Origin of the sequence: Pseudarthrobacter sulfonivorans (assembly GCF_014712225.1) — a bacterium.
GTDB lineage: Bacteria > Actinomycetota > Actinomycetes > Actinomycetales > Micrococcaceae > Arthrobacter > Arthrobacter sulfonivorans.
Map to the genome: position 1 here is coordinate 166,006 of NZ_JACXBW010000006.1, position 22,847 is coordinate 188,852.

Below are 22,847 nucleotides of genomic sequence, written 5' to 3' on the forward strand. Positions count from 1 at the left end.
GAGATAGGCGCCGCAATTGCTGCAGAAGCTCTCGCCGTCGTTGTTCCGGGCACTGCAATCTCCGCAGATCAGCACCTTGGGCTCCTTAGGAATCGTCCGGCAACAGGGTGACTCGGGGCACGATCTCCAGCTTGTGAAAGACGTGGGCCGGTTTCACGGCGTTGATAACCCCCTCCAGGCGACGAACGTTGACATCCTCCGGCGAATCGGCGAACACCCGCACATGAAGCAGGGCAGCCGGGGTGCCAGGAAAGTCCGCACCGGGAGTCGATGACCACGACGCACCACCGCTGTCCTCGATCTGCACATCCAGGGCCCCTCCAACGGAGAGGCGAACGGCGTCGGACACGCCGGGGAGGGTACCGCGGCGGCGGTGAATCATTGCCGCGTTGGCAACCACGGCGCGCCGCTGGTCCGTCGGCCACGACTCGTCCAGCCGGATACCCACCCAGTCCGCGAGCCAATCCAGGAAATCCTCGGGGGCCAGGCGCGGGTCAAAGTAGGAGTCCAGTCCGTCCAGCGTCGTGAACACAGGCGCGAGGGCGTCGTCGAACGCCCTGAGGAACTGCCGGAGGAAATCATCCTCCTGGAGGACAGCGGGCAGCCGGGGCGCCAGGGGTACCGGGCTGGCAAGTCCGTTCACCATGCCGCGCATGTCAGGCCCCTTCCACGACACGAACACGGTGGTCGAAGGAAAACACCAACGCGTTCCGTTCCACGTCCACCCGCTGCAGTGGTTCTCCCCGCCGGCCCGTGATGGGATCAGCTGCGAACACCAGCACCTCGTCCACAATCTCGGTTCCGGCCAGCCCCTGAAGCACCGCGTGGACTTCGCCGGCGTGAACGGGACGGCCAAACGGCCATCCGTCGCCGTCCGGACCGCCGCTGATCGGATCGAAATACTGGTAGAGCGCCTTCAGGGCATCCCGTTGCAGGACCTCACGCGAGATCCGGGGACGTGCCGTGAGCCGGGCAACCACGGTAACACCGCGGTAGAAGGGCGGTTCCACCAGAACCCGGGCCCCCACGGGTCGGCGTGCATCCAGATATGATGCCACCTCAGCGAGGGTCTGGTCGTCCGGAACCAGATCTTCAAAGGCGATGCGTTGTTCCTTGTCCCGAACGGCTGCCGGGACCACCAACACTCGCACCCCGCCAGCATCGTCCGCTGCCGTGGCCGGGATGCAGCGGACCCGGGCAATGTCCGGCGCTGCTCTCTTAGCCAGCTGTTCGTAGTCCTCAGCGGTGATGGCACGGTCCCTGGTGCGCAGTGCCAGCGGGCCGCGGACCTTGGCCTGTTCAATCGTTTCCGGAGCCACACCGCCGTGGGCCGCGCGGCGGTTCTCGACGCTGTTGACAAATGGAATGGTGGACCGCAACACGGAAACAGCGCGGGTGGCGACATTTCCCTTTGGACCGCCTCCCGTGCGGTAACGCGGAACGCGGACCAGGCTGCCGGCGGACGGCACGGCCCCGTAGTAGCGCAGGGTTCCGTCCGGTTCGCGGACGGCGGGCGGGAAGTGCACCGTGCCGGCCGTGCGGTCAAGTACAAAGACCATGTCATCCGGTTCGCATCCGGCGAACGAGTCCACTTCCGTCCAGGAATCCCAGCCGGAGCCGGAAGCAATCTCGATGACGAAATCCTCGCCGCCGGGCACCACAGGGTGCCTGCCCAGTTCAAAGGACTCCCCCGGAACGCCCTCCGACATGCCAATCACCTCATCGGCCATGGTCTCGGCATGGATGGCGGGCACGGACCCGCCCATGATGAAAGCGCTCGCGGACCGCACGGTGGGTGACGCGCTGTATGAGGGGTAGCCCGTGTCGGGCTCCACGACGCGGCAGCGCAACCAGCCAGCCCTGGATCCTGCTAATACGGAGGCCGTGTGGTTGGGTGGCAGGTGGATAACAACGTCACCTGGCCGGTTCAGGCCGCCGGTTCCGTCACTGTCCAGGTCGCAGGAAACCCAGGCAGTGCCGTCCCACGCTTCCCACACCAGCGGCGGGTTCTGCGGGTTGACTCCAACGCCCCTGACCTCGCAGTCGAAACGCAGGACCGCCGCGCAGGACGGCGCCTGGTCGTTGAGCCCGAGCAGCAGGACGTCGCCTGGCACCGGCGGGGTGTTGAAGCAGGCGAAACCGCCGTCCCCGTGCATAGCCTCCGGATGTGGCACTGGGACCCCGCCGTCGGCCTGGGCCATGATGTGGGCCAGGCGGCGCGGAGGAATGGTCAGCGTCCGCGTAGTGGCGAACACCACCGCTTCGTCCTCCTCGGTGCGCCGGGTGGACGCTTCAGTTCCCTGCGGAATCACGACGGCGTCGGGTTGGGGTGCTGAGAGCCACATCAACAGCTCAACCGAGGCGGCCGTCGGTGGGTGAAGTGTGACGCCCAGCAGATCCAAAAAAGCGACATACAGGCGGTCCGGCACGCGGTTGAGCCGGTAAAACAGCTGATCAACCATAAAAGCGAAAGATTCTATGAGGGTCACCCCCGGATCGGAGACATTGTGGTCAGTCCACTCCGGGCAGTAGTTTGCGATCAGGCGCTTTGCGTCATCCACAAGGTCCTGGAAGCGGCGATCGTCAAGATTGGGTGAGGGCAGCATCAGTAGTCACGTTCTTCCCGGCTACGCGGGATGACATAAAACGGGAACACAAGGTTCCGGGGGTCGTTGGTGCCCCTGATGGTGTACTGAATGTCGATCAGCATCACCCCGTCGTCCGCCCCATCGAGGTGGACCAGCACGTTTTCAACATCGATCCGGGGCTCCCAGCGGTTCAGCGCCACGCGGACCACGTATGCGATGTCTCCGGCTGTTGCGGCATCTGCTGGCGCAAAAACGTAGTCGTGGACAGCGCAACCGAATTCCGGACGCATGGGTCGCTCCCCCGGTGACGTCGCCAGGATGAGATGGATGCTTTCCTCGATCTCACGCTGATCCCGAACCAGCGCGATGCCGCCCGTCCTGTCGGTTCGAAGCGGGAACGCCCAGCCGGCACCGATGAATTCCTGTCCCACGTCATTCCTCCTGTCGTCAGCCCAAAACATCTCGTGGTCGCGTTCAGTTGATGCGGACCAGACCGCCCTTGACCGTTGTGGTTGCGCCGCCGCTCAGTTCGGCTGTTGCGTCTCCCGCCACCTTGACGTTGGGTGCCTTGAGTTCAGCCGACACGCTGCCCGTGATCTTCACAGTGGCACCCTTCAGTTCAAGGCCCGTCGACGCTTCCACGGTCACCTTCTTGCCCTTGATCTTCACCTCGCCCGTTGACGTCGTGACTGAAACGTCCTTCTTCGCGGTGATGTTGACCGGCCCTTCGGAAAGGATCTCAATTGCGGCATCGGGTTTCTGGACAAGCGTGATCCTTTGTCGTCCGCCGTTGGTGCTGACGGTGAGTTGTTCGCCGTCAGAAGATTCAAGGAACTCTACGAGCATGCCGGACCGGGACACGAAGGCGCGGCGCCGGACAGCGCCGTCGCTGGACCCCACATGGTCCGCCCACGGCCTATCGGGTTTGTCCTTGCCGTTGTAGAGGCCTCCCAGGACAAAAGGCTGCTGGAAGCTGCCGTGTCCGAAGGCGACGAGGACCTCGTCGCCCACCTCCGGGAGGACCACTGCGCCGCGCGAAGCGCCCGCACCGGCCTGAACGGTGCGCGCCCACCAACTCTCGTAGCTATCCGACAGGACGGGAAACTTCACCTTGACCCTGCCTTGGTTCTCGGGATCCTTTGCGGCGGTCACCACTGCATTGACGACGGCGGGCACGGCGGCCCTGCTGTTCGCTCCGGCCGCGACTCCGTAGAGTGAGCGCTCGGATTCGTGGCTCACGGCGAACGTGGTGAGATAACCGGTATCGGGGCTGAAGTCGTGCCGCGATGAGCTCAGCGTGTAGCTCCCGTCGAATGGCCTTCCGGCCCCTTTCAGGGAGACAGCCGTACCGGCCCGCAGCTTGGGGTTTCCGCGGGCAACGCCTTCCAGTTCGGCGAACGAGCCGCTCAGGCGGGACGCGAGGGCCGCAGCTGTAGCGTCGCACTGTGCCGCCTGCTCGAAAGCCGTGGCCGGGGCAACATAGCGCGGGCTGTTGAATTTTTTGGCGAGCGCCACGGGGTTCACGTCCGGCAGCTTGGCGCTGCGTGTCTTTGCCGGCGCGACGGCGACAATCGCCCGTTTCGCCGCAACGTCCCAGCCCCTGACCTCCACGTCCGGAACCTGTTCAGCGGACGTGACAGTTCCGCGCAGGGACACAAGGTTCACGCCCCTTTCGAGCACAAGCGGCTCGTTTCTCGCACCGCCGGAATCCGGCGGGGCCGTCGCCGCATCCGTCGACGACGTGAAGTGCAGCGAGCCGCCAGACACGGACAGGACCACGCCGGCCTCGGCGGCCAGCCGGTGCAGGAAGTCCCAGTCGCTGATGCCGTCCTGGGCCACGTGCTGCAGCACAGGGCCTTTGGCGTCGATCGTGCCGGCCTGGATTCCGGCGCGACGCGCCACCTTGCGGACGATGTCCGCGGCCGTACTTTGCAGGTACGCCTCTACCCGGCGTCCCCGGAATAGGCGGTGGGAATGGTCCAACCCCCGGACGATCGTGTACATGCCGTCGTGATCCATTTCCGTTTCCACGGCGGTGACCTCGCCGGACAGCAAAGGCGCAGGGCCGCCGGGGCCGCTCTGTTGGACCATCAGCTTGACCGGCACCCCGATGCTGATTCCTGCTTTCTCCAGCACCGTGGAATACTCGTCGCTGAACCTCAGCAGGAACAGGTCCGGTACATTGCTGCTGTCGTCGATGTAGCCGGATACGAGCCGTGCGGCAATCTCCGGAGGAAGCGGCCGGCCGGCGACTTCCACCAGCAGCATGTTGCTGAATTCGTCACCGTGCGCCACGGAGCACCCCCCGCCCGTCGGTCAGCTCGTCCTGCAGTGCCGCTGACGGCAGCTCATCCACCGCGGGCAGCAGTATGGACATGCCGGACCGCAGCCGCATTGGATCATCAATGCCGTTGGCTGCGGCAACTGCCCGCCACAGGGACGGGTTTCCGTACTCGTTGTAGGCGATGCCGGCGAGCGTCTCCCCCTCGACGAGGACATGAACGCGGCGCGGCACCAGACCGCCTGACGTCGGGTTCTGCTTCGGCGGTTCCCCCGCTATCTCTTCAAGTGCCACGGTGCAGGTGGCACGCACCGGAAGCCCTGCAGCGGTGAACAGGGTGTACTTGACCTGCACGCTGGCTATATAGGAAAGCGACCCGGTCAGATCCCCCCAGCGGAACAGCACCCACGGCGGGGATCCCTTGTTCTGCTTCAGGGATGCGGGGGTGGGAGTACAGCAGGAAATCAGCTGCTCCACCCGCTTGACCACGTCACCGTCCTGCTTTGCGGATGCGTCAAAGAACATCTCCAAGGAGAGCTTGGAGGGCATTGGTCCGTTGTACTGCGGCGGCCCCGCCTTCTTGTTGCCCTTGGCAGTCTGCCGACTCCAGGACGCCGACTTGCCCAATGTCAGTTCCTTCGGGTTGAACTGGAATTTGATGCGGCCTATCGGCGGCCCGCCTTTGTCCAGCGATCCATCCTTGGACGGTTCGCGGAGTTCCAGGTACGCGTGCGAGAGCTTAAGCGCTTCTTCGCCTCCCTCATGGGCTTTGCGGCCGGCAGCGATGGCGGCGGCTGCCGCCGGATTGGCATCCTCTGCGTCCGCCGCCTCTTTAGCCCGAGTCTTGGTTGTCATGGCCGGCCCCTACCGGCCCATCTTCGAGACAAATCCGTGGTGCGCGATCTCCAGTGACTCCATAATCACTTTCGGCTGGTCCGGGTTGAGTGAGGGACCTTTCCAGCGCACCGGGACCACGTCGTAGAGTTCCCAGCCAGCGATCTTATTGCCGTTGGCAGACATGACCTCGATGATGCCGGTACAGCGGGTGTAGCCGGACGCGATCCCGGCAAACCACTTGGCGATTTTTTCGGTGTCCTTCCCCAACGGCCTGGTCAGGGTGATATTCGGATACTTAAGCCGGGTGGGCAGTTGCCAGACAAACGAGTTGTTCCCGCCTTCCTCCCGGGATTCGATGACCACTTCGCATCCCAGGCCCTCGCACGTGCTGAAGGTTCCCAGGCTCACGTTGTCCAGGGCAACCGTGTAGCGGACGCTGACCGCGGTATCTACGTCTTCCAGCATGATTTCCTCAGTTCACATCGGTCCGCAGGCCGCGGCGCTCGCGGTCCAGCAGCATCTCAGCTTTGATGCGACGAATTAGCGGCCCGGTAAGCCGCTTGGCTAGCTCTTCCAGCTGTTCAGGAGTGGCTGCGGCGGTACCCTGGCCCTGTGGCTCTGGCCCTGCCCGGCCGTTTCCGCTCGCCGCGGGCCCCTGCCGGGCTGCTCCGGCCGGAGCGGACTCCGCGTCGGCCTGCACTGACGCCGCGAAACCTGCAGCATCCGGCGCTGCAGTTGGGAGTCCAGCGGCGGGCGCAGGACCTGCCACTGAAGCCCCGGATTGGGCTTCCGGTGGAAAGGGGGTGACCTCCCGCTGAGCAACGGCGCTTGCTGTCGCCTGGCCGGCGGGCTGAGCAGCGGGGCTCAGGACAAGGGCAGGCGAAGAGTACTCGTTTGCAGGCGCGCCAGCAGGGACCGCCAGTCCGGCGGTGCCGGCAGGGTCCACCCGTCGAGAAGCTACGCCGGCAGTCGCCAGTTCGACGTGGCGAGGGAACACGGCCGAGGATGCAGCCGAGCGCTGGACAATGCCGGCACCCCGCCCGGCGGACTGTGTTCCTGCGCCATTCGTTGGGGACACCGCTTCAACGGACCAGTTAGAGGGGGCCAGAGGCCCTGGCCCGGCGTCGGCAGTAGACCATAGGCCGTCCATGGCAACTGTTCTCTGAATGGAACGTCCGACGGCGGCACTCTGCCGCGGAGGTGCCGCAGACAAGAGATCGACGGCGGGAACTGCTGCCGCGGGGCCGGGGACCATGTCGAAGTCGGAGCCGCTTTTGGTGTCACTGTGGAAGCCGGCATCACCGTATGTGCCGGAATCACCTTCCATGCCGGCATTCTCGCGTGTGCCGGCATCCCTGGTGACTCCCACTGGCATCGGAGGCGGCGCAGCAGAGTCACTGATCAAGTTCATGGCCAGCCCGGGCAGTGTGGCAGCGCCATCAAGTCCGTCAGTTTCCCGCCCGCCCGGGCTCGAGGCCGGCGCGGGAATGGGAAGCGGCACGGCATGCACAGGTTGCGCCGCGGCGGGCAACGCGGTGAGGCGCTGCCACGTTTCGGGCCTGGTACCGGGGGACGCCGTCTGGACAACCCGCAGGACAACCGGAGCGACTGCTGTCGGGAGGGCCAGTCCCTGCGGTTGGGTCAATGATTGCGTCGGCTGGCTTGGAACGGACTGAAGGGCTGACCGCTGAATGGTTGGCGGGGCTTGCCGGGCCGCCCGCTGCATCGGGACGGAAGGCAGCTTGAGTATGACGGCTGATTCCCGACTCGCCGCGTGCATTTGCCCGTCCGGGGAGCCGCGGTCCATCGGTCCAGCAACACGTTGGATGAGGGGCCTGCCACTCTCAAGGCCACGTTGCACTGCCCCAGCTTCCGCTGGAGCCGGGCCGTTGGCGGTAACAACTGGCGGGGGCGGGGTGGAGTCAGCACCAGAATCGGCGGCAGCATCGATGGGTGCGGTCGCAGTGTCCGCCGCGTCGATCCGGACTACCGCAGCGCTTTCGCCGGGACTCTCCGCGGTAAATCCGGCCGCGGTAAGGCCGGCGCTGGGCAGTTGCCCGGAAGATTCAAAGCGGGCATCGGGGCCGTCCCGGTCAGCGGCTGCGCCGGGCGTGACACCTGCCGCCGACGCTGACCGGGAAACAACCGGCATGTTTGGCCGGCTTGTATCGCTGGCCTCCCGGGCCTTCGCCGGATGTGCCTCAAGCGTGGTGGCGGGGCCTCCACGGTCAGTGGCTTCGTGAGCGACAGCGGCTGACAGCAACGTGGCTGCGGTCCCGTCAGGAGACGGCGAAGGCGGTGATTCAGCCGGACCAAGTGCGGCCTGGCCGGCTGAATTGTCCTCGGGACCCAGTGTCTGGACGGGTGGCTCGACAAGTGCCTCGACAGGTGCCTGAACAGGTGCCTGGCCTGTCGACCCGGGGGAACCGACGGGAGCAACGGAACGCTGCACAGCCGGGTGCGGGGGCCGGTTCGAAGCCGCAGGTTCCGAGGCCGTGACGGGCCCGGAAAAGGACAGAGGCATTCCGAGCCCCAGCTTGGACGGATGCGGCACGTGCTGGTACTGCTTCGAGGCCCCGTCCGTCCCGGACAAGGCCCGTTGCACGGCTGGTGCCGGGGGCAGCGGAACATAGGTGGCGTGCCCATCGGATGTGCTGCCCCCGGGGTAGCCGGGAGGGCCCGGCTGTGCGGGCAGGCTGGCTCGGAAGGATTCCCCTGCCGTCTCAGACACGGGCGGTGCATATGTTCCGGGATCCGCCGGAGTGGCGGACGCAGGGGGCATGTCAGCCGCCGAAGGCGGCTCGGGTGGCTGGAGCGGAACGGCCTCAACGTGAAGCACGGGAAATGCCCCCGGTTCAGCGGCCAGAAGCGAGGCACCGGCGGGAGTGCCGCCGTCGGACGCCGTGCGCTGAAGCGAGCCGGCGCTCCCCGCTCTGTTCGGCGTCGTGCGAATGCGTGGTGCCGGCGGCGGCAGCAGCGTCATCTCCACCGGCGACGGCGAGTATCCAGCGTTTCCCGAAACAGGGCCGCCGCCGTCGACATCAATGAATCCCGGGGGTGCCGCTGCGCTGACCAGATGCGTCATGGGGCCGGTGAAGGACGGATCGTTCCACGAGGCGAGGGCCCCTGCGAAATGTCCGGGATCCGAAGTCAGCTGAATATTTTCGACGGTGCGTTGCAGTGGCGGCAGGAAGGCCCAGCCGGAGGGCGGAACGCGGGAAGCGATCGCCGCCGGCTCTGAGGGCCCGCCGCGGAGCGTGTCAGCCGGGGGTCCGGTCCGCTCGCGTTGCCAAGGCCACCGCATGGTTCACCGCTCCTGGGACAGACGGGTGTTGATTCCGGCGATTTCCTTGACGTAGCGGAGGCGCTGGCCGTGTTCCAGGTCCAGGATGTCGTTGAGCGGCCAATGAAAGTGGTAGGCCACGTACGCCACCTCCTCATAGATCCGGTCCGGGGCGTACGTCATGATTCCCCCAGGCGGCCACCGGCAAGGTCCGCGGTGAACCGGTGGGAGCACTCCGGGCACGTGACGGCGATCCGGGTGTGGCCCTCGGCGTTGATGCGCCGGTAGAAGTCCTGCAGGAAGGCGACGTCGGAGGCGAACATGTTCTCGACGACGGCCGGGGAAACGGCTCCGAGCGTGCCGAGCGAGGTGATGACGCGGCCCAGGAGGACCACGGTGGTGTAGGCGGCGTTCTCCTGGACCCGTGCGTCGTAGAGGGGCAGCAGTTCGTCGCGGGCCGTCGCCAGCCGCATGACTCCGTCTTTGTGGATTGTGCCGTCCTGGTCCATGTAGCCGCGCGGCAGGGTGAAGCTGAACTCCGTGCGGAGCTCCTGGCGGTCCGCTGGCCCTCCCCCGGCGGTGCGCCGATCCGGCTGGTGACCGTCCTTCAGGTTCGGTTCCGCGAACACCGCGGCGCCATGTGTCCGCTGCATCACGAGATGGTTGATTCGTCGTAGCAGATGGTGAATTTCTCCGTGGCCTGCTCAGTGGCGCCTGCCTTGAGCGAGTTCAGTTCAACACTCTGCACCCAGCAATTGACGAAGTTGTAGGTTTTCAGCGTATCGCCCTTGTAATCGAGCAACGAGACGGCGGCCGTCTTGCGGGCTCCGGCAACGTCGCCATCCATGACGATCCTGAGCCAGTCAGTGACGGTCTTGCTGTCCGTCAGTCCTCTCGTGACCGAGAATGTTCCCGCTTTGGGCCGCCCGATGAGTTGGCGGACAACGTACTTGCCGTCCTGCATCTGCTGCTTCAGCTCAATCTTGTCGACCTCGGTCTTGAGGCCGCTGACCTCGATCACGCGTGGCACCTCAATGCCGTCGATTGTGACTGAGAAGGCGTTGGCTGATGAGTTGTCAAAATCGCCGAGGGCCATGGTCTTGCTCCTTTTGAACTGTACTTACTCACTCACGAGGCTGGTGCCGCCGGAGAACTGGGATAGCTGGAAGATGACAAATTCGGCCGGCTTCACCGGGGCAACTCCCACCTGGCACACAACCTGACCTGCATCGATGCCCTCGGCCGGGTTGGTTTCGAAGTCGCACTTCACAAAGAAGGCCTGCTCGGGGGTCAGCCCGAAGAGCGCACCCTTGCGCCATTCATTAGTCAGGAAGGCGCTGATGGTGCGGCGGATGCGGGCCCACAGGGCAGGGTCGTTCGGCTCGAAGACCGCCCACTGGGTTCCCTGCAGGATGGACTCTTCCAGGTAGTTGAACAGGCGCCGGACGTTCAAGTACCGCCATTCGGCGTCGCTGGACATCGTGCGGGCTCCCCAGACGCGGATCCCCCGGCCCGGGAAGGTGCGGATGCAGTTGACCCCGATGGGATTCAGCAGCTCCTGCTCGGTCTTGGTGATCTGGGTCTGCAGGCTGGTGACGCCGCGGATGACCTCATTGGCCGGAGCCTTATGGACGCCACGTGTGTCATCGTTCCGTGCCCAGACACCGGCCATGTGACCTGACGGCGGAATGAACCTGCTGGTTCCCGTCGAGGGATCGAAGGTTTTCACCCATGGCCAGTAGAGGGCCGCGAACTTGGAGTCGTAGCCGCCGCCGTCCATGCGCCAGTTCTTGATCTGCTGGGCATTCAGGTTCGGTGGCGGGTCGACGATGGCGATCCGGTTGCCCATCAGTTCGCAGTGGGCAATGGCGGCGAGCTGGACCGCCTTGACGGTTTCAAGGTCAATGGAGCCCTGCTCGTAGGCGGCCATCAGATCGGGGACGGCCACCATGGTCACTTCGTCGACGGCTTCCAGGCCGCTGAATCCGGTCCGGTCGGCTGCGTCGCCGACGTAGTCGTCCACGTTCAGTTCGTCGGTGCTGGGCGGTTCGGGCTCAGGTTCGGGTGCGACCAGCTGGATGGTTCCCTTGTCGGGCTTCACCAGGGCACCGCCCGTGGCGACTTCCTCGATGGTGACGATCTTGGATTCCGCACTGACCTTCGTTGCTGCATTGTTGGAGCCGCGCTTGGTGGTCACGTTGTCCCAGACCTCCGGCGGTTTGCCCTCAACGGTGACAACAATCTTGAACTGGTCCTCTGGCGGATTTTCGCCTCCCGGGTCGGCGATTTCCACCGTCACCGGCTTGGGGTTGGCCGCATTGGACTTCGCCGTCAGGCGGTACCCGCCAAGTTCTGCCACGGGGGCTGCGGTTACGGCCTTGGGCTGCTGCTTCGGCTTTTCCTCCCGCGTTCCGTTCGCGCCGATCCGAACGACGTAGCAGTTGCCGCCGCCGTTCAGGAAGTAACCGTAGACCGTATGGGCCAGGTAGGAGCCGGGGACGAAGTCCCCGAACGTCTCCGAGAACTGGGTCCAGTTGGACACGAGCGTGGGCTCGTTGTCCGGGCCTTTGGCGGCGAGCCCGACGAAGGCGGCCACCGCAGTGCCCACGCCCTCGATCGGACGCGTGCCCGCTTCGACCTCATGGACGTATACACCTGGCGAAAGATAGCTTGGCATTTTTGTCTCCTCGATGAACCGAAACGTGATTCAAGGGTCCAGCGGGGAGGGGTGCGGCGGTACGGCCAAGCGGATGCGCTGACGGGAAGGATGGGGTGCACGAAGGGGCAGGACGCTGACTACCAGCGCGGCGGCCACGGTGCCTGAAAACCCGGAAGCGTGCTCTTAGACCTATCGTCGTCGCTTTTCGAAACGTTGCACCAGGCGCAGACGGGTCGCGCGTTCGCCAAGACTCCTGCACCATTCCTTTCCGTGGCAGTGCCAATCAACTCGTGACGAAACTGTCCGGCCACAGGTCCTTGTGTAAACCTCATTCCGCGCCGGGCTCTAGACCAAAGGCGAGAACCGTTCAACGAGGCCAGTGACGCTGCTTGCTCCCACTTTGATGATTAGCACTCATGCCGATATCAGGATCTCCCTGCTCCCGGTCCTTCCTTTTCCCTCAGTAGCTATGAACCGGTTGTATTTTGTGACGACCACCGGCTGGGCGCCCAAACGCAATGGACCGATACTCTTACGGTGAAGAAAGCGGGTTGTCCCGCAGCCGGCACCGCTGGGCGGACGAGGCGAGCCTGGATTGGGTACAAGTTTCTGGGATGGCCGAGCAAGAAACCCGCGCTCTCAATTCCAGAAGGGTCAGGGCACATTGGTACGGGGCTTGCGGGTCGCGCCATCGACCACAGCAGCGATCTCCTCGCGGGTCATTCCCTCGAACTTGTCGCTGTTCTGGACCAGCCAATCGGCGAACGTCTCACCCTGCGTGCCCGCCATCGGCAAGGCGTCGAGGAAGACGCCTTCGGCGATTTCCGTCCGGATCTGGCGCAGGGTCTCGGGGACCGTCCCGTTGTTCTTGGCCTCGATCAGCCGGAGCGTGAGCTCCTTGTAATACTCATTGCTGTGGATCGTCGGGTGACGCGTCGCTGCGACGGGGATGGTTGCGGGATCCATCGTCGTACGGGGCAGGTGGATTCCGTTCTCGGGGTTGTTGCGGGGATTGATCCCCGACTCGAGAAGGATTTTGCGAGCCACGGCGGCCCGCGCCTCTGCGTCCGCCACGATGTGATGGGTGTCGTGGCCGGGCGGTCGGGGGTCGCCCTGGGCAGCCATCGCGGCTTCGAGCTCGGCTGAAGCGCCCGTCTGCCGAAGCCGCCGGTGCTTCTGGTCGGTCTCGGTCAGCCCCTCGGGAGGCTCCTCCCCCGGCTCGAAACCGAGCGCCTTCTCCTCCTTCGACGCCGCCTTGCTGCCTTCGGCGAAAGCCGACTCGACATTTCGATCCCCAGCCTGCGCCTCGAAGGCGTCGAGCGCCTCGGCGGCAGCGGCGGGATCCTTCTTCGCCAGCTTGGCCAGTTCCTGCAACGCCTTGCGTGCCTCCGGGGTCTCCGCAGACTCACCGTACTTCTCGCGGATCCCGTCGAGCCGCTTCTTGATCTCACCTTCGGTCGGCGCGGCGTCCGCCGCCGCCTTCGGGGTGGTCGGCTCGGCCCCTGTTGCGGCGGGGGCGACGCCAGACATGTGGTCGGGGATGTCGCCCTGTGTCGGGCCGCCCAGCTTGTTCTCGATGAAGTCGTGATAGCCCTCCATCGTCTTGAATCGCTCCACCGTGCGGCCGCCGCCCCCGTCCGGCGCATCGACCCAGTACGGCCTCTCGTGCCCCGGATCGAAGCCGAAGTCAGTGTGGCCCGGGCCATCCGCGGTGACGTAGTCGATGCGAGAGGACCGCGCCTTCCCCGCGTTCTGCGCCTCATTGACCATCACGCCCATGTCGCCATTGGCCCCGCTGGGCCACTGGTTGATCGGGTCGACCACGCCGGTCGGGCCTGCGGGGTGCGAGTGCGCCTGGAGCTCCCACGTCCCCTGGTCGCCGCCGTTGAGAATCTCCTTCCAGCGCTGCTGCTTCCCCGCCTCATGCGGCGCCTCACCGCCGCCGACACTGACCTTGCCCTCGTCGCCCTGGATGACGATGTACTCGCCCGTCTCGGTGTTCCGGTAGATCGCGGCTTCGCGACGCGGGCTCTCCGCGATCGAGTTGTCGTACATCTCCCGCGCGTGCGACGGGTCCTTCGGGTCGGGCCCCTGCATCACCGTCTCTTCGGGCATCGCGTCGTGGATGTCGTCGACGGCGGTGCGCTCGGTGTCGGGCACGGGTGCCTCGTCCCCGAGGCCCTTCGACTCCTCGGTCGCCTTCGGCGCCTGCGCTTCGCGGTCGGCGCCGCCGTGGGGCTCCTCGGTCGGGCCCGTGTGGGCGCCCTCATCCACCCCCGCATGCGCGGCGTCCCCGCCGGCACCGGCCGGCACGTCGGCGTCGATCGGCACCACGGTGTCGACGGAACCCGCCTTCTCCGTCGTCGGCGTTGTGGTGTCGCCATGGCCCGAGCCGTGCTCCTCGGTCCCCGTGCTCCTGTGACCCTCCGGCTCGACCTTGGTGCCGCCGCCGCCCTTGGACCCGCCGATCTCGTGGACCCCTGTCATCACCGCGCCCATGCCCGCACCCATCCCGGCGCCCTGGAGTGATCCCTTCCCGCCAGCAGAGATGACGACACCGAACGGGTTGTCGCTCTTCCAGGTGTTCTCGTCGAGGATGGCGCCGCTCATCCCACCAGGGAGGCCCTGTATGCCGCCCTCAATGCCGCCCTCGACGCCCTTGATGACGATGCGCCCGAGGGCGCCCGATTCCGCCGCTTCCTTCAGCGCCGCGAACGCCGGGCTCTTCATGAGGGCCTTCAGGGCAGCTTCGCCCGTACCCGCGGTGCCTACCGCGATCAGCGCCTCCAGCGTTCCCTGCGCCATGTCCTGGGTTATGGCTTCGATGTCGTAGGCGCCGCCCTTCATGAGCTGCTTCGTGAGCATGCTCGCGGCCGTCGCCGCGATCGCGCCCGCAGCCGCGGCGACGACGGTCGTGCTGGTGCCGAACGCCGCAGCGGCGGCGAGAACCGCAGGTCCGGCCGCGCCGGCGGTGAGGATGGTTGCCGCGATGCCCACCGCGATGGCCACACCCGCGGCGATGGTGTCGGTGATGCTGTCGAGCGCGGCGCGGTGCTCCTCGATGTCCTTATCGCCGTAGCCGGACCACCGCTCGAAGTCCTCGAGGGCGGCCACGGTGCGCGGGTCCTTCTCGCCGTACTTCTTCTTGAAGTCCTCGTACTTGGCGTACGCCTCCTGGGCTTTGGCCGCAGTCCGCTCGAGTACGTCCTCCTCCTCATTCTCGAACGCCTCGCCGACGATGCCGGTGCCCTCGTTGACCTCCCACTCCTTGCGCTTCTTGAGGTAGGCCATCTTCTCGGCGGGCGTACTCGTTCCCCCCAGCAACGCGTCGGCGTCGGCACCGTCGCGTCCCTCCATGTCGCCGGCGATGTCCGCGGCGAGGTCGTTTCCCGTGAGCGCCTTGTAGTCCGCCTTGATCTTGTCGATCTCGGCCTTTGACTTGCCCTTGAGGGTCTCCTTGATCCGGTCCTCGTTGGTCCCGGGTCCGAAGATCGAGTACTTGAGCTCGTGCGCGTCGTCGAGCTTGCCGCCCGCGTCGATGCGCTCGAGGGCCTCGTCGTGGGAGTACCCCTGGAGCTCGAGGTCAATGACCGCCTGAAACCCGAAGTCCGGGTTCTCTGCGTTGTAGCGGTCCTTCAGCGCGGTCATGTTCTGCTTGGCCCGCTCGGCGATCAGCCCCTTCGCCTTCTCCTCCATCTCCTTCCGGGCGTTGGCCCGCTCCGCGGGCGTCATGTGCGCCGACTTCTCCTGAAGATCGACCTCAAGGTCGCGGGTGATCTCCTTCTTCGCCCGATCGTGCTGGGCGATCAGGACCGCGTTAACCTTGTCGTCGTCGGTGTAGAGCGACTCGTGCTCGATCTGGATCTTCGCCGCGTCCATCGCCGTCTCGTCGCTCGCCTGCTCCGCCAGGACGAGGGTCAGCTCGCCGCCGGACAGCTCGTCGCGGAAATCCGCTTCGAGCTTGCTCTCGTCGCCGCCCGCGTACTTGGCGCCGTAGGCGGACTTCAGTGCTGCTGTGCGGCGCAGGACCTCGGCTTTGACCTCAGCCGTCGTCATGCCCTTGCGCTTCGCGTCCGCCTCGACCTCGTCGCGGATGCGCGTGTATACGGCGTTGATGGCCTTTTCGTCCGTCCCGACCCCTTCCATGGCCTCGTTGACCTCGATCGCGTCGGCTTTGGTCGTGTCACCGGCTAGGAGCGCATTGGCCTGGTCGAGGTCGTTGTCCGACATCTCGTCGGCCAGGCTGACCTTCAGGTCGACGCCGTATTTCTCCTTGTAAGCAGCGGTGATCGCGTCCCGCTCGGCCGAGGTCTTCCCCCGCAGCGTCTCCATGATCAGTGCCTCGTTGGTGCCGGCCCCGTCCATCGCGTCGTTCAGCGTGGCGACCGCTGCCGCGGTGGGATCACCGGAAAGGAGCGCGTCCGCCCGCTCCTGCTCGGACCCGCTGACATCCTCGTTGATGTCCTCGTCCATGTCCCGTCCGGGATACGTGGCCGCGTAGGCCTTGCGCATCGCCCCCACCTGGAGAGGCGTGCGGCCCTGGAGCGCCTTGAACAGTCGATTCTCGTCGGTCCCCCACCCCTTCACCGAGCCACGCACATCACGAACGATGATGCCGGCGTCGAACCCCGGCGTCTGCGCCGCCCCGAGCTTGTTCAGCTCCTCCCACCCGAGCTCGGCGATCGCCTGCTCCTCGAGCGCCTTGGAGAACTCGGGCACCCGGTGGGCCTTTATGCGGGCGATGAGCCCGATGGCGACCGCACCGATCGAGTCTTTCCCGCCCGACCTGATGAACGCCATCACCACCGCGCGCTGCTCGGCCGAGAGCCGGGACATCTCGGCCTGGAACACCTCCTGGTTGCCCGACGCGAGCTGGTCGCGCATCTTCACCAGCATGTCGAAGTCGCCGGCGACCTTGTCCCGCGTCTCCGCGTTCCGCCGCGCCTCCCAGGCCTTATTGTCCACCTTCGCCTTGGACGTCCAGTCGCTGAACATGTCCAGCAGCCGGTCCCACCAGCTGCGCTGGCTGCCCTTCTTCTCGGCAGCCCAGTCGCGGATCTGGTCGCGCGCCTGCTCGACCGCCCCGTCCAGCGGAGCCTGGAGTTGCTTCGACGCCGCAGTCGCTTCCCGCTTCAGTCGGGCGGCGATGCCCTCCACCTCGAGGCCCTGCTTGTCGGCCCAATCGAGCACCGGGCGGGCCTCGATCTTTCCCTTGGTCAGGTCGTCGGGGTACAGCCCTATGATCCGCTGCGCCTCGTCCCGTGCCTGGGTCTTGTAGGCCGCCTTCTGCTCCGCGGTGACCCGGTCGAGGTCGGCGGCCCGCGTCTCCACTGACGCCCGGAATCGTGCGAGGTCGGCAGCCGCGGTCGAGTTCAGCTTCCCCAGATAGCCGTCGCGCTTGGCGTCGATCGCAGCTGCGTCAGGCTCGCCCTTCGCGGCCTGCTCCTTGCGCTCGACGTCCTCCTTCACCGCCGCACTCGCCCCGGCGATCGCCGAGGTCTGGTCCGTGCCGCGCTTCTTGACGTCCTCCTGAGCCTGTCCCGCTTTCGCGTCGAGCTGGGTGGCCGCGGTCGCCGCCTTCGCCTCGGCTTCAGCCTTCTGTTTGTCGACCTTCGCCTTCAGCTGGTCGGCGGAGACACCGGCGGCGGCGGCCACGCCGGTGAGCTCGGTCGTCAGCTCGTCCCTCTGCTGGTCGACGAGGGGATCGGTGATCCTCTTCAGCGCCTCGACCGTGTGTGACGGGTCGAGCTTTCCGGCCGCGGTGTCGACGATCTCCTTGGCGTACTTCCCGGAGTCCTTGAGAACCCGGGCCACCACGTCGCCGATCTCCGCCGCCTGAGCCGGAGGAGAGGGCTTGAGCGACGCCGCGCCCTTGTCCTGCAACGTGATGGGCTGCGCAGGCCCCGCACCGGCCTTCGTCGGCGCCGCTCCGTCCACCTTTGCCTTCACCGCATCGGCCTTGGCGTCGGCGGGGGCCGGTCCGACGAGGACGCCGCTCCCGCCGGACTTCGCCGGGCCGGCCGCCTTCCCAACATTGCCGAGGAGGCCACCACCGCGGGTCGTGCCGGGCGACGGGACGTACGCCGGCAATGGCGCCATCGCCGGGAACGTTTGGTCCGGAAGCTTGGCATTGCCGACGGCCTCGACCCTGGCGATGGCGGCGTCGGCGGGTCGGGTGTCGAGCTGCTTCTCCCGGGGCGGCTCCTGCGGCGCCGGGGGTAGTCGGGACTGGGCCTCCTGTCCGTAGTCCGGCTGCTCGGCGTGGCGCTGCTGCTCGGTCGTCTGCGCGTGCTCAGCCAGCTTTCCCGCCGCCGCCTGATTCGCGTCGAGCTTCGGGTCGGCGATCGCGCCCGTGACCGCAGCCACCGTGGCCTTCCACGCGTCGAGCGTGTTGTGCCCGCCGCCGCCTCCTCCGCCTCCGCCCGCGTGTGCGGCACCGGTCGCGTGGGGCCCGCCGGCCGTGCCCTTGGCGGCCGCCGCGGGACCCTTGGGCTTGTGGGCTTTCGGGGCCGGGGCGGGGGGCTTGCTACCGGCACCGGGCGCGGGCTTGGGCGGGACCACGGCGGCGGCAACCAGATGAGGCGCGGCGGAGGGACGGGGCTGCTCGGCCGTTTTACTGATCTCCGTCACCACCTCGTCGGTGGTGTCGGTGCCCCCGTCGCCACTCTTCGGCGTCGCGGTCGGCGACGGGGGTGGGACTTTCGCCCTCGGAGGCGCCTCCTTCATCTTCTGCTTGCCCTGATGCTCGGGCACCTGCTTCTGCTTCTGCTGGTGCTCCTGCTGTTCGCGGGCCTGCTCCTTCGGGTTCTTCCCGTCCGCGTCGAGCTCGATGACCTCGTCCGCGGCGTGGTCGGCGTCGCTCGTGTCACCGTCTTTACCGGTGCCCCCGGCGCGCTCGCGGCGCTGCGCCTCGTTCAGCACCAGCCGCAACACCGCGTTGTTTCCGGCGCGGCGCTGTAGGTGCAGCAGCGACGGCTTGCTCAGGAACGTGACGCTGGCCAAGTCGGCACCCTGCGGCATGTCCGTCGCGATATCGGTGTCGGCTTCCGGCGCAGCGCGCCGGCGCCGCTCCCCCGCGTGCTCGCGGTCGTGTGGCGTCTCCACGGCGTCATCCAGCGGGCGTCGCCAGAGAAGCCCGCCCGTCGGGCGAGACTGTCACGCTTTTTTGCCGCCACCTCTGGATCACGGCCAGACTCCATTTCCTCGGCTGTTGCTTCCGCCCAACTGTGCCGCCCGATAAGTGTGACTAACCGGGCACCGTCTGCCGTTTCGGGCCACGACGCGCGAGGTTTGGCTCCGTAGCTGCCCCAGCGCCCTCGGCCCCTAGCGGCCGCGGCCCTCGCCGTCCTCCCCGTCGCCCGATTCGAATGATCGATCCTGGCCAGGCCCGGTTCATTTATTGCAACCGCCTGAACATCCCGCTCAGCAGATTCAAGATTTCGCTTTCGGGTACTCATCAACGGCGTCTTCAGCGGCCAAATGGACCGAATCCGGATCTGGGGAACGGCTGGCCAGCGCGGACACCTACGGCGACCAGACCGTCCCCATGACCCGCACCGACCGGGGTCAGCCCGCCGGCTCTTCCTCCTCGGCCTCTTCGCGCTGGACCAACGGCGCGTCCATGAAGGAGCCTTGGGCAGTTTCCTCTTCCTCGCGCTGCACGGAGGCGCCGTCCATCAACGACCCCTGCGCGGTCTCCTCGACGGCGGCGCCACCGGCGCGCTGTGCCGTCGCCGGGCCTTCCGGTGTGGACATGGCCCGCTCAGCTGTTGCTGCGGCTTCGCGTTCAAAGCGATCGGACGGATCGCTGACCCGCACCCCGGCGCCGGTCGCCGATCCGTCCACCGGCCCGCTCCGCTGCTGGACCACATGCGTCAGCTCGTGGGCAATCATCGTCCTGCCGGCCTCCGAACCGGGGTCGTATTTGTCCCGCTGGAAAACGATGTTGGACCCCACCGTGTAGGCATGGGCATTCACGGACGCAGCAGAATTGTGCGCGGCCTCCCCCGTGTGGACGCGGACGTCGGAGAAGCTGTGGCCCAGCCGGCCTTCCATGTCCGCGCGGACCGGTTCCTCCAGCGGCTGGCCTCCTCCCGACGAGACGACGTCCAGGACGGGTGACCGTTCCTCCTCCGCCATCGCGCGGACGCCGCTGTTCCCCACGGCGCGCTGCAGCGCCAGCATCCCGCGGGACCCGACGACGTCCGTCCGGCCTGCTGCCGCAGCCCGGAACAGCACGGCCGAGTCAGCGGCTTTCTGCCGGGCGGGCTTGTTGAGCAGCCCGTCGACGTCGGACTGGTCGTGGTCGTGGCTGTGCATGGTGCACCCCTTTCATCAGAGCTACACCGACGATGCGCCCCGCAACTACGGCCCGCAAGCTCCGTCACGGCGTCCAAACGGGCACTCGGCCGTGCCCCGAGGGGCAACACCCGGGCTACCCGCCGGTCCTTGGCGGCGTCGTGAGCATTCCCCAGTACGGGCCGAACTCGCTCTGCAGCGTCAGCCGCCCCAGCTTGCGGTACTCACGCTGCACCGCGGTGACCAGGTGGGTCATGGTGACGGTGCCGCCGTCGTCCGCTGCCAGATAGGCGGCAGTGACCGCAGCGGAGCGGATGGCGCCGCCGGCAAGTTCGAAGGCCTGCCCCAGGAAGGGGAGGTCGATGTCCCCCGCCCGGGCCAGCGTCCGTCCCAGGCAGCGGTCCCACAGGACCCGGCGGTGCGCGGCATCCGGGAGCGGAAAATCGACGACGACGTCCAGCCGGCGGGTGAACGCCTCGTCGATGTTGGCGCGCAGGTTCGTCGCGAGGATGGCCAGGCCGTCGAACGTCTCCATCCGCTGGAGCAGGTAGGCGCTTTCGATGTTGGCGTACCGGTCGTGGGCGTCCTTCACCTCGGAGCGGCGCCCGAAGACGGCGTCGGCCTCGTCGAAGAGCAGGACGCCGTTGACGCCTGCCGCTGCCGTGAAGATCCGTTCCAGGTTTTTCTCGGTCTCGCCCACGTATTTGTCGACGACGGTGGCCAGGTCCACCACGTACAGGTCCAGTCCCAGCGCACGGGCCACAACCTCCGCGGACATGGTCTTGCCGGTGCCCGAATCCCCGGCAAACAGCGCCGCCACGCCGTGTCCGCGGCCGGCACCGGGCCGCATTGCCCAGTCACCGAGGACCTGCTCACGGTGTTTGGCCCGCAGCGCCACTTCCTTCAGCGCCAGCAGCACGGCATCCGGCAGGACCAGGTCCTCCCAGCCCACCACCGGCTCCACGCGACGGGCCAGGCGGTCCAGGGCTGAACCGTTTTCCGCCCTCGCCCCCGCGCCGAGGTGCGACGAGGTGACTTTTCCGTCGGGGGTCAACGTGGCCTGCACCCGCGCGGATCCTGCCGCCCGGGCAACCTGCTCGGGCCGTAGCCGGAACGTCGACGTGGCGGCCTCGACGTCGAGCCCGTTCATGACGCCGAGCGCCTTGCGCCAAAGGGTTGACCGTTCCGCCGATGTGCTGGCAGGAACGTCCACCAGCAGTGGGGGCCGGGTTGTCCATGCAGGATCCCAGGCGGCGTCTCCCACGAGAATCACAGGCTGCGGTTCCGCATGCAGGGATTCGAGCACTGCCGGCCGGTCCGACACTGCAGCAAGCGGCCCCGCCACCAGCCCGGCGCCGCGGAGCCGCGCTTCCCGCACGGCAGCGTCTACGAGTTGGAGCGGCTCACGCTCGGCGGCCAGCCGGGTCAGGTCGAACAGGACTGCTCCGTAGCCCGTGGCGCTCAGGGCGCCCGCAGCCAGCACGCGGCCCGAGCCTGTGGCCGGCTCCCGCAGGTAAGCACGGCGGACACCCGCCCGGAGCGCCCGTTCCAGCGGCACGGTATCTCCCCAGGCAACCGGCGGCGGTTCGGCCAGCAGGCCTTGAAGGGACAGTTCGGGCGTGTCACCGCCCAGGAGATGCCCGACGACGCGGTCCGGCACCCGCAGCGCCCTCCCCGGCAGTGGACGGTCGGGGTCCTCGACGACGAGCAGGCCGCCGGTGATCAGCGGACCGGACAGCACCCGTGCACGTCCGTCGGACGCTGACAACGGGGTGCCGCACAGCGCCAGCGCGACGGCGACGGACGGACGGCGCCGGGTGACGTCGTCGTTCAGGTAGCCGAATAGCTGCTCAAAGCGCGGGTCAAGGTCCGCTGCGAGCGCAACCAGCAGCAGATCGACGTCAAGATCCGACAGGCCGAAGGTGGCGGCCAGTTCACGCAGCCTCAGCCGGTGCCCGGTGGCCTCGGCGGCGTCCGCCCGGGCCTCGCATTCCTCGAGGCGCGGTGAATGCCGCTCCTGACCTGATTCCGTCCCGTCGCAGTCCGGCTCCGCAGATTCCTGCCCGAGCAGACGGTCGACGGCCTCATCGCTGAGGTAGAGCCCGCGGAACGGGTCATCAGGCTGCGGGTCGTCGGCGCGGCGCAGCGCGACGAGGAGACGGATTCGCTCCTCCACCACCCCCACGCGGCCAAGCACGTGGGCGAGGCTGGAATCTCCTGTCATCGAACCGGCACCACCGTGGTCACCTCGCCGGGTGGCGGCGGGACGTGCCCCGCGCGGCGGGTGGCGGGATGTGCTGGTGGCGGCCGGAATCGGAGCCCCCGCCGATCAGATCGGACATGTCCACATGCGTGCCCTGGGAGGCCGGCGGTGCCGCCACGTAGACGATGCCCGTGGCAACCGGAGCGATGACGACGATGTCGAGTGACGGCTTCAGCTCTCCCCCCAGCGCGGACCAAACGTCCGCGAACGCGCGGTCCTCCGGAGGAGGCAGACCCACCGTCAGTGGAACGACGAGTCCCGTCTCCGCGAGCGGGCCGATAACCAGTTCGTCCGGCAGTGCCTCGTGCCTGATGAAGCACCGGAGCAGCTGGTCCAGCAGACGGTGCTCGTCTTCAGGCCGCTGCGTCCAGGCTGTGACGAGGTAGGAGAGCTTGAAATGGCGAGGAGCCGGGCGGCGTGTCCGGACGTACCCGTCATCTCCGCGATCTTCGGACAGTCCCCGTTCCCTCCGACGCAGGTCTTCCCGGATGTCGTAGAGGTACAGATTGACGGTAGGGGCGTTGCGCCGGCTGGCCCAGTCCTTGGTGGGCGCGTCGAAGACCACGTCCACCTCTGAGCCGTCCAGCGCCTCGGTTCGTACCAGGGTCCGCAACGCGTCGTCAATCTGGGCGATCACG

General features: G+C 67.0%; 15 protein-coding genes. All 15 read right to left on the bottom strand.

Going from position 1 to position 22,847, the window contains the following annotated elements; all coding sequences use genetic code 11:
• Positions 1 to 85: 85 nt before the first annotated feature.
• A complete protein-coding gene (locus IAQ70_RS09855) occupies positions 86 to 655 on the bottom strand; it encodes a phage tail protein I (RefSeq protein WP_190989134.1) in 570 nt (189 codons plus the stop codon).
• Position 656: 1 nt separating this feature from the next.
• Entirely contained in the window at positions 657 to 2,606 is a 1,950-nt protein-coding gene (locus IAQ70_RS09860) for a putative baseplate assembly protein (protein ID WP_190989135.1), read from the bottom strand.
• Entirely contained in the window at positions 2,606 to 3,019 is a 414-nt protein-coding gene (locus tag IAQ70_RS09865; RefSeq protein ID WP_190989136.1) for a GPW/gp25 family protein, read from the bottom strand. Before IAQ70_RS09865 ends, IAQ70_RS09860 begins: the two co-directional genes overlap by 1 nt.
• 43 nt (positions 3,020 to 3,062) lie before the next feature.
• Entirely contained in the window at positions 3,063 to 4,883 is a 1,821-nt protein-coding gene (locus IAQ70_RS09870) for a VgrG-related protein (RefSeq protein ID WP_190989137.1), read from the bottom strand.
• Complete coding sequence (locus IAQ70_RS09875) at positions 4,870 to 5,724, bottom strand: CIS tube protein (protein WP_223859749.1); 855 nt, start codon at positions 5,722 to 5,724, stop codon at positions 4,870 to 4,872. The genes IAQ70_RS09870 and IAQ70_RS09875 overlap by 14 nt, the downstream gene beginning before the upstream one ends.
• A gap of 9 nt (positions 5,725 to 5,733) precedes the next feature.
• Positions 5,734 to 6,171, bottom strand: coding sequence for a phage tail protein (locus IAQ70_RS09880; protein WP_190989138.1), 438 nt, complete (start codon positions 6,169 to 6,171; stop codon positions 5,734 to 5,736).
• Between the two features lie 7 nt (positions 6,172 to 6,178).
• The gene (locus IAQ70_RS09885) at positions 6,179 to 9,010 is read right to left on the bottom strand and encodes a hypothetical protein (protein WP_190989139.1); all 2,832 of its coding nucleotides are present in this window, start codon (positions 9,008 to 9,010) and stop codon (positions 6,179 to 6,181) included.
• 3 nt (positions 9,011 to 9,013) lie between these two features.
• Positions 9,014 to 9,172 (bottom strand): DUF6760 family protein, encoded by a 159-nt coding sequence (locus tag IAQ70_RS09890; protein ID WP_190989140.1) that lies wholly within the window; start codon positions 9,170 to 9,172, stop codon positions 9,014 to 9,016.
• On the bottom strand, positions 9,169 to 9,642 hold the full coding sequence (locus tag IAQ70_RS09895; RefSeq protein ID WP_223859751.1) for a hypothetical protein: 474 nt from the start codon (positions 9,640 to 9,642) through the stop codon (positions 9,169 to 9,171). Before IAQ70_RS09895 ends, IAQ70_RS09890 begins: the two co-directional genes overlap by 4 nt.
• Positions 9,642 to 10,085 (bottom strand): phage tail protein, encoded by a 444-nt coding sequence (locus tag IAQ70_RS09900; RefSeq protein WP_190989141.1) that lies wholly within the window; start codon positions 10,083 to 10,085, stop codon positions 9,642 to 9,644. The genes IAQ70_RS09895 and IAQ70_RS09900 overlap by 1 nt, the downstream gene beginning before the upstream one ends.
• Positions 10,086 to 10,109: 24 nt before the next feature.
• Positions 10,110 to 11,666: a phage tail sheath family protein gene (locus IAQ70_RS09905; protein ID WP_190989142.1), complete on the bottom strand. Its 1,557-nt coding sequence runs from the start codon at positions 11,664 to 11,666 to the stop codon at positions 10,110 to 10,112.
• Between the two features lie 636 nt (positions 11,667 to 12,302).
• On the bottom strand, positions 12,303 to 18,752 hold the full coding sequence (locus IAQ70_RS23175) for an AHH domain-containing protein (protein ID WP_190989143.1): 6,450 nt from the start codon (positions 18,750 to 18,752) through the stop codon (positions 12,303 to 12,305).
• A gap of 462 nt (positions 18,753 to 19,214) precedes the next feature.
• A complete protein-coding gene (locus IAQ70_RS09915) occupies positions 19,215 to 19,967 on the bottom strand; it encodes an eCIS core domain-containing protein (protein WP_190989144.1) in 753 nt (250 codons plus the stop codon).
• Between the two features lie 115 nt (positions 19,968 to 20,082).
• Entirely contained in the window at positions 20,083 to 22,170 is a 2,088-nt protein-coding gene (locus IAQ70_RS09920; RefSeq protein WP_190989145.1) for an ATP-binding protein, read from the bottom strand.
• A 19-nt stretch (positions 22,171 to 22,189) separates the two neighbouring features.
• Positions 22,190 to 22,846: a DUF4255 domain-containing protein gene (locus tag IAQ70_RS09925; RefSeq protein WP_190989146.1), complete on the bottom strand. Its 657-nt coding sequence runs from the start codon at positions 22,844 to 22,846 to the stop codon at positions 22,190 to 22,192.
• Position 22,847 lies beyond the last annotated feature (1 nt).

Bases quoted from the DNA above. Each gene is read 5' to 3' on its own strand.
- IAQ70_RS09855 (WP_190989134.1), bottom strand. From the start codon at position 655: ATGCGCGGCATGGTGAACGGACTTGCCAGCCCGGTACCCCTGGCGCCC.
- IAQ70_RS09860 (WP_190989135.1), bottom strand. From the start codon at position 2,606: ATGCTGCCCTCACCCAATCTTGACGATCGCCGCTTCCAGGACCTTGTG.
- IAQ70_RS09875 (WP_223859749.1), bottom strand. From the start codon at position 5,724: ATGACAACCAAGACTCGGGCTAAAGAGGCGGCGGACGCAGAGGATGCC.
- IAQ70_RS09880 (WP_190989138.1), bottom strand. From the start codon at position 6,171: ATGCTGGAAGACGTAGATACCGCGGTCAGCGTCCGCTACACGGTTGCC.
- IAQ70_RS09885 (WP_190989139.1), bottom strand. From the start codon at position 9,010: ATGCGGTGGCCTTGGCAACGCGAGCGGACCGGACCCCCGGCTGACACG.
- IAQ70_RS09890 (WP_190989140.1), bottom strand. From the start codon at position 9,172: ATGACGTACGCCCCGGACCGGATCTATGAGGAGGTGGCGTACGTGGCC.
- IAQ70_RS09895 (WP_223859751.1), bottom strand. From the start codon at position 9,642: ATGCAGCGGACACATGGCGCCGCGGTGTTCGCGGAACCGAACCTGAAG.
- IAQ70_RS09900 (WP_190989141.1), bottom strand. From the start codon at position 10,085: ATGGCCCTCGGCGATTTTGACAACTCATCAGCCAACGCCTTCTCAGTC.
- IAQ70_RS09905 (WP_190989142.1), bottom strand. From the start codon at position 11,666: ATGCCAAGCTATCTTTCGCCAGGTGTATACGTCCATGAGGTCGAAGCG.
- IAQ70_RS09915 (WP_190989144.1), bottom strand. From the start codon at position 19,967: ATGCACAGCCACGACCACGACCAGTCCGACGTCGACGGGCTGCTCAAC.
- IAQ70_RS09920 (WP_190989145.1), bottom strand. From the start codon at position 22,170: ATGACAGGAGATTCCAGCCTCGCCCACGTGCTTGGCCGCGTGGGGGTG.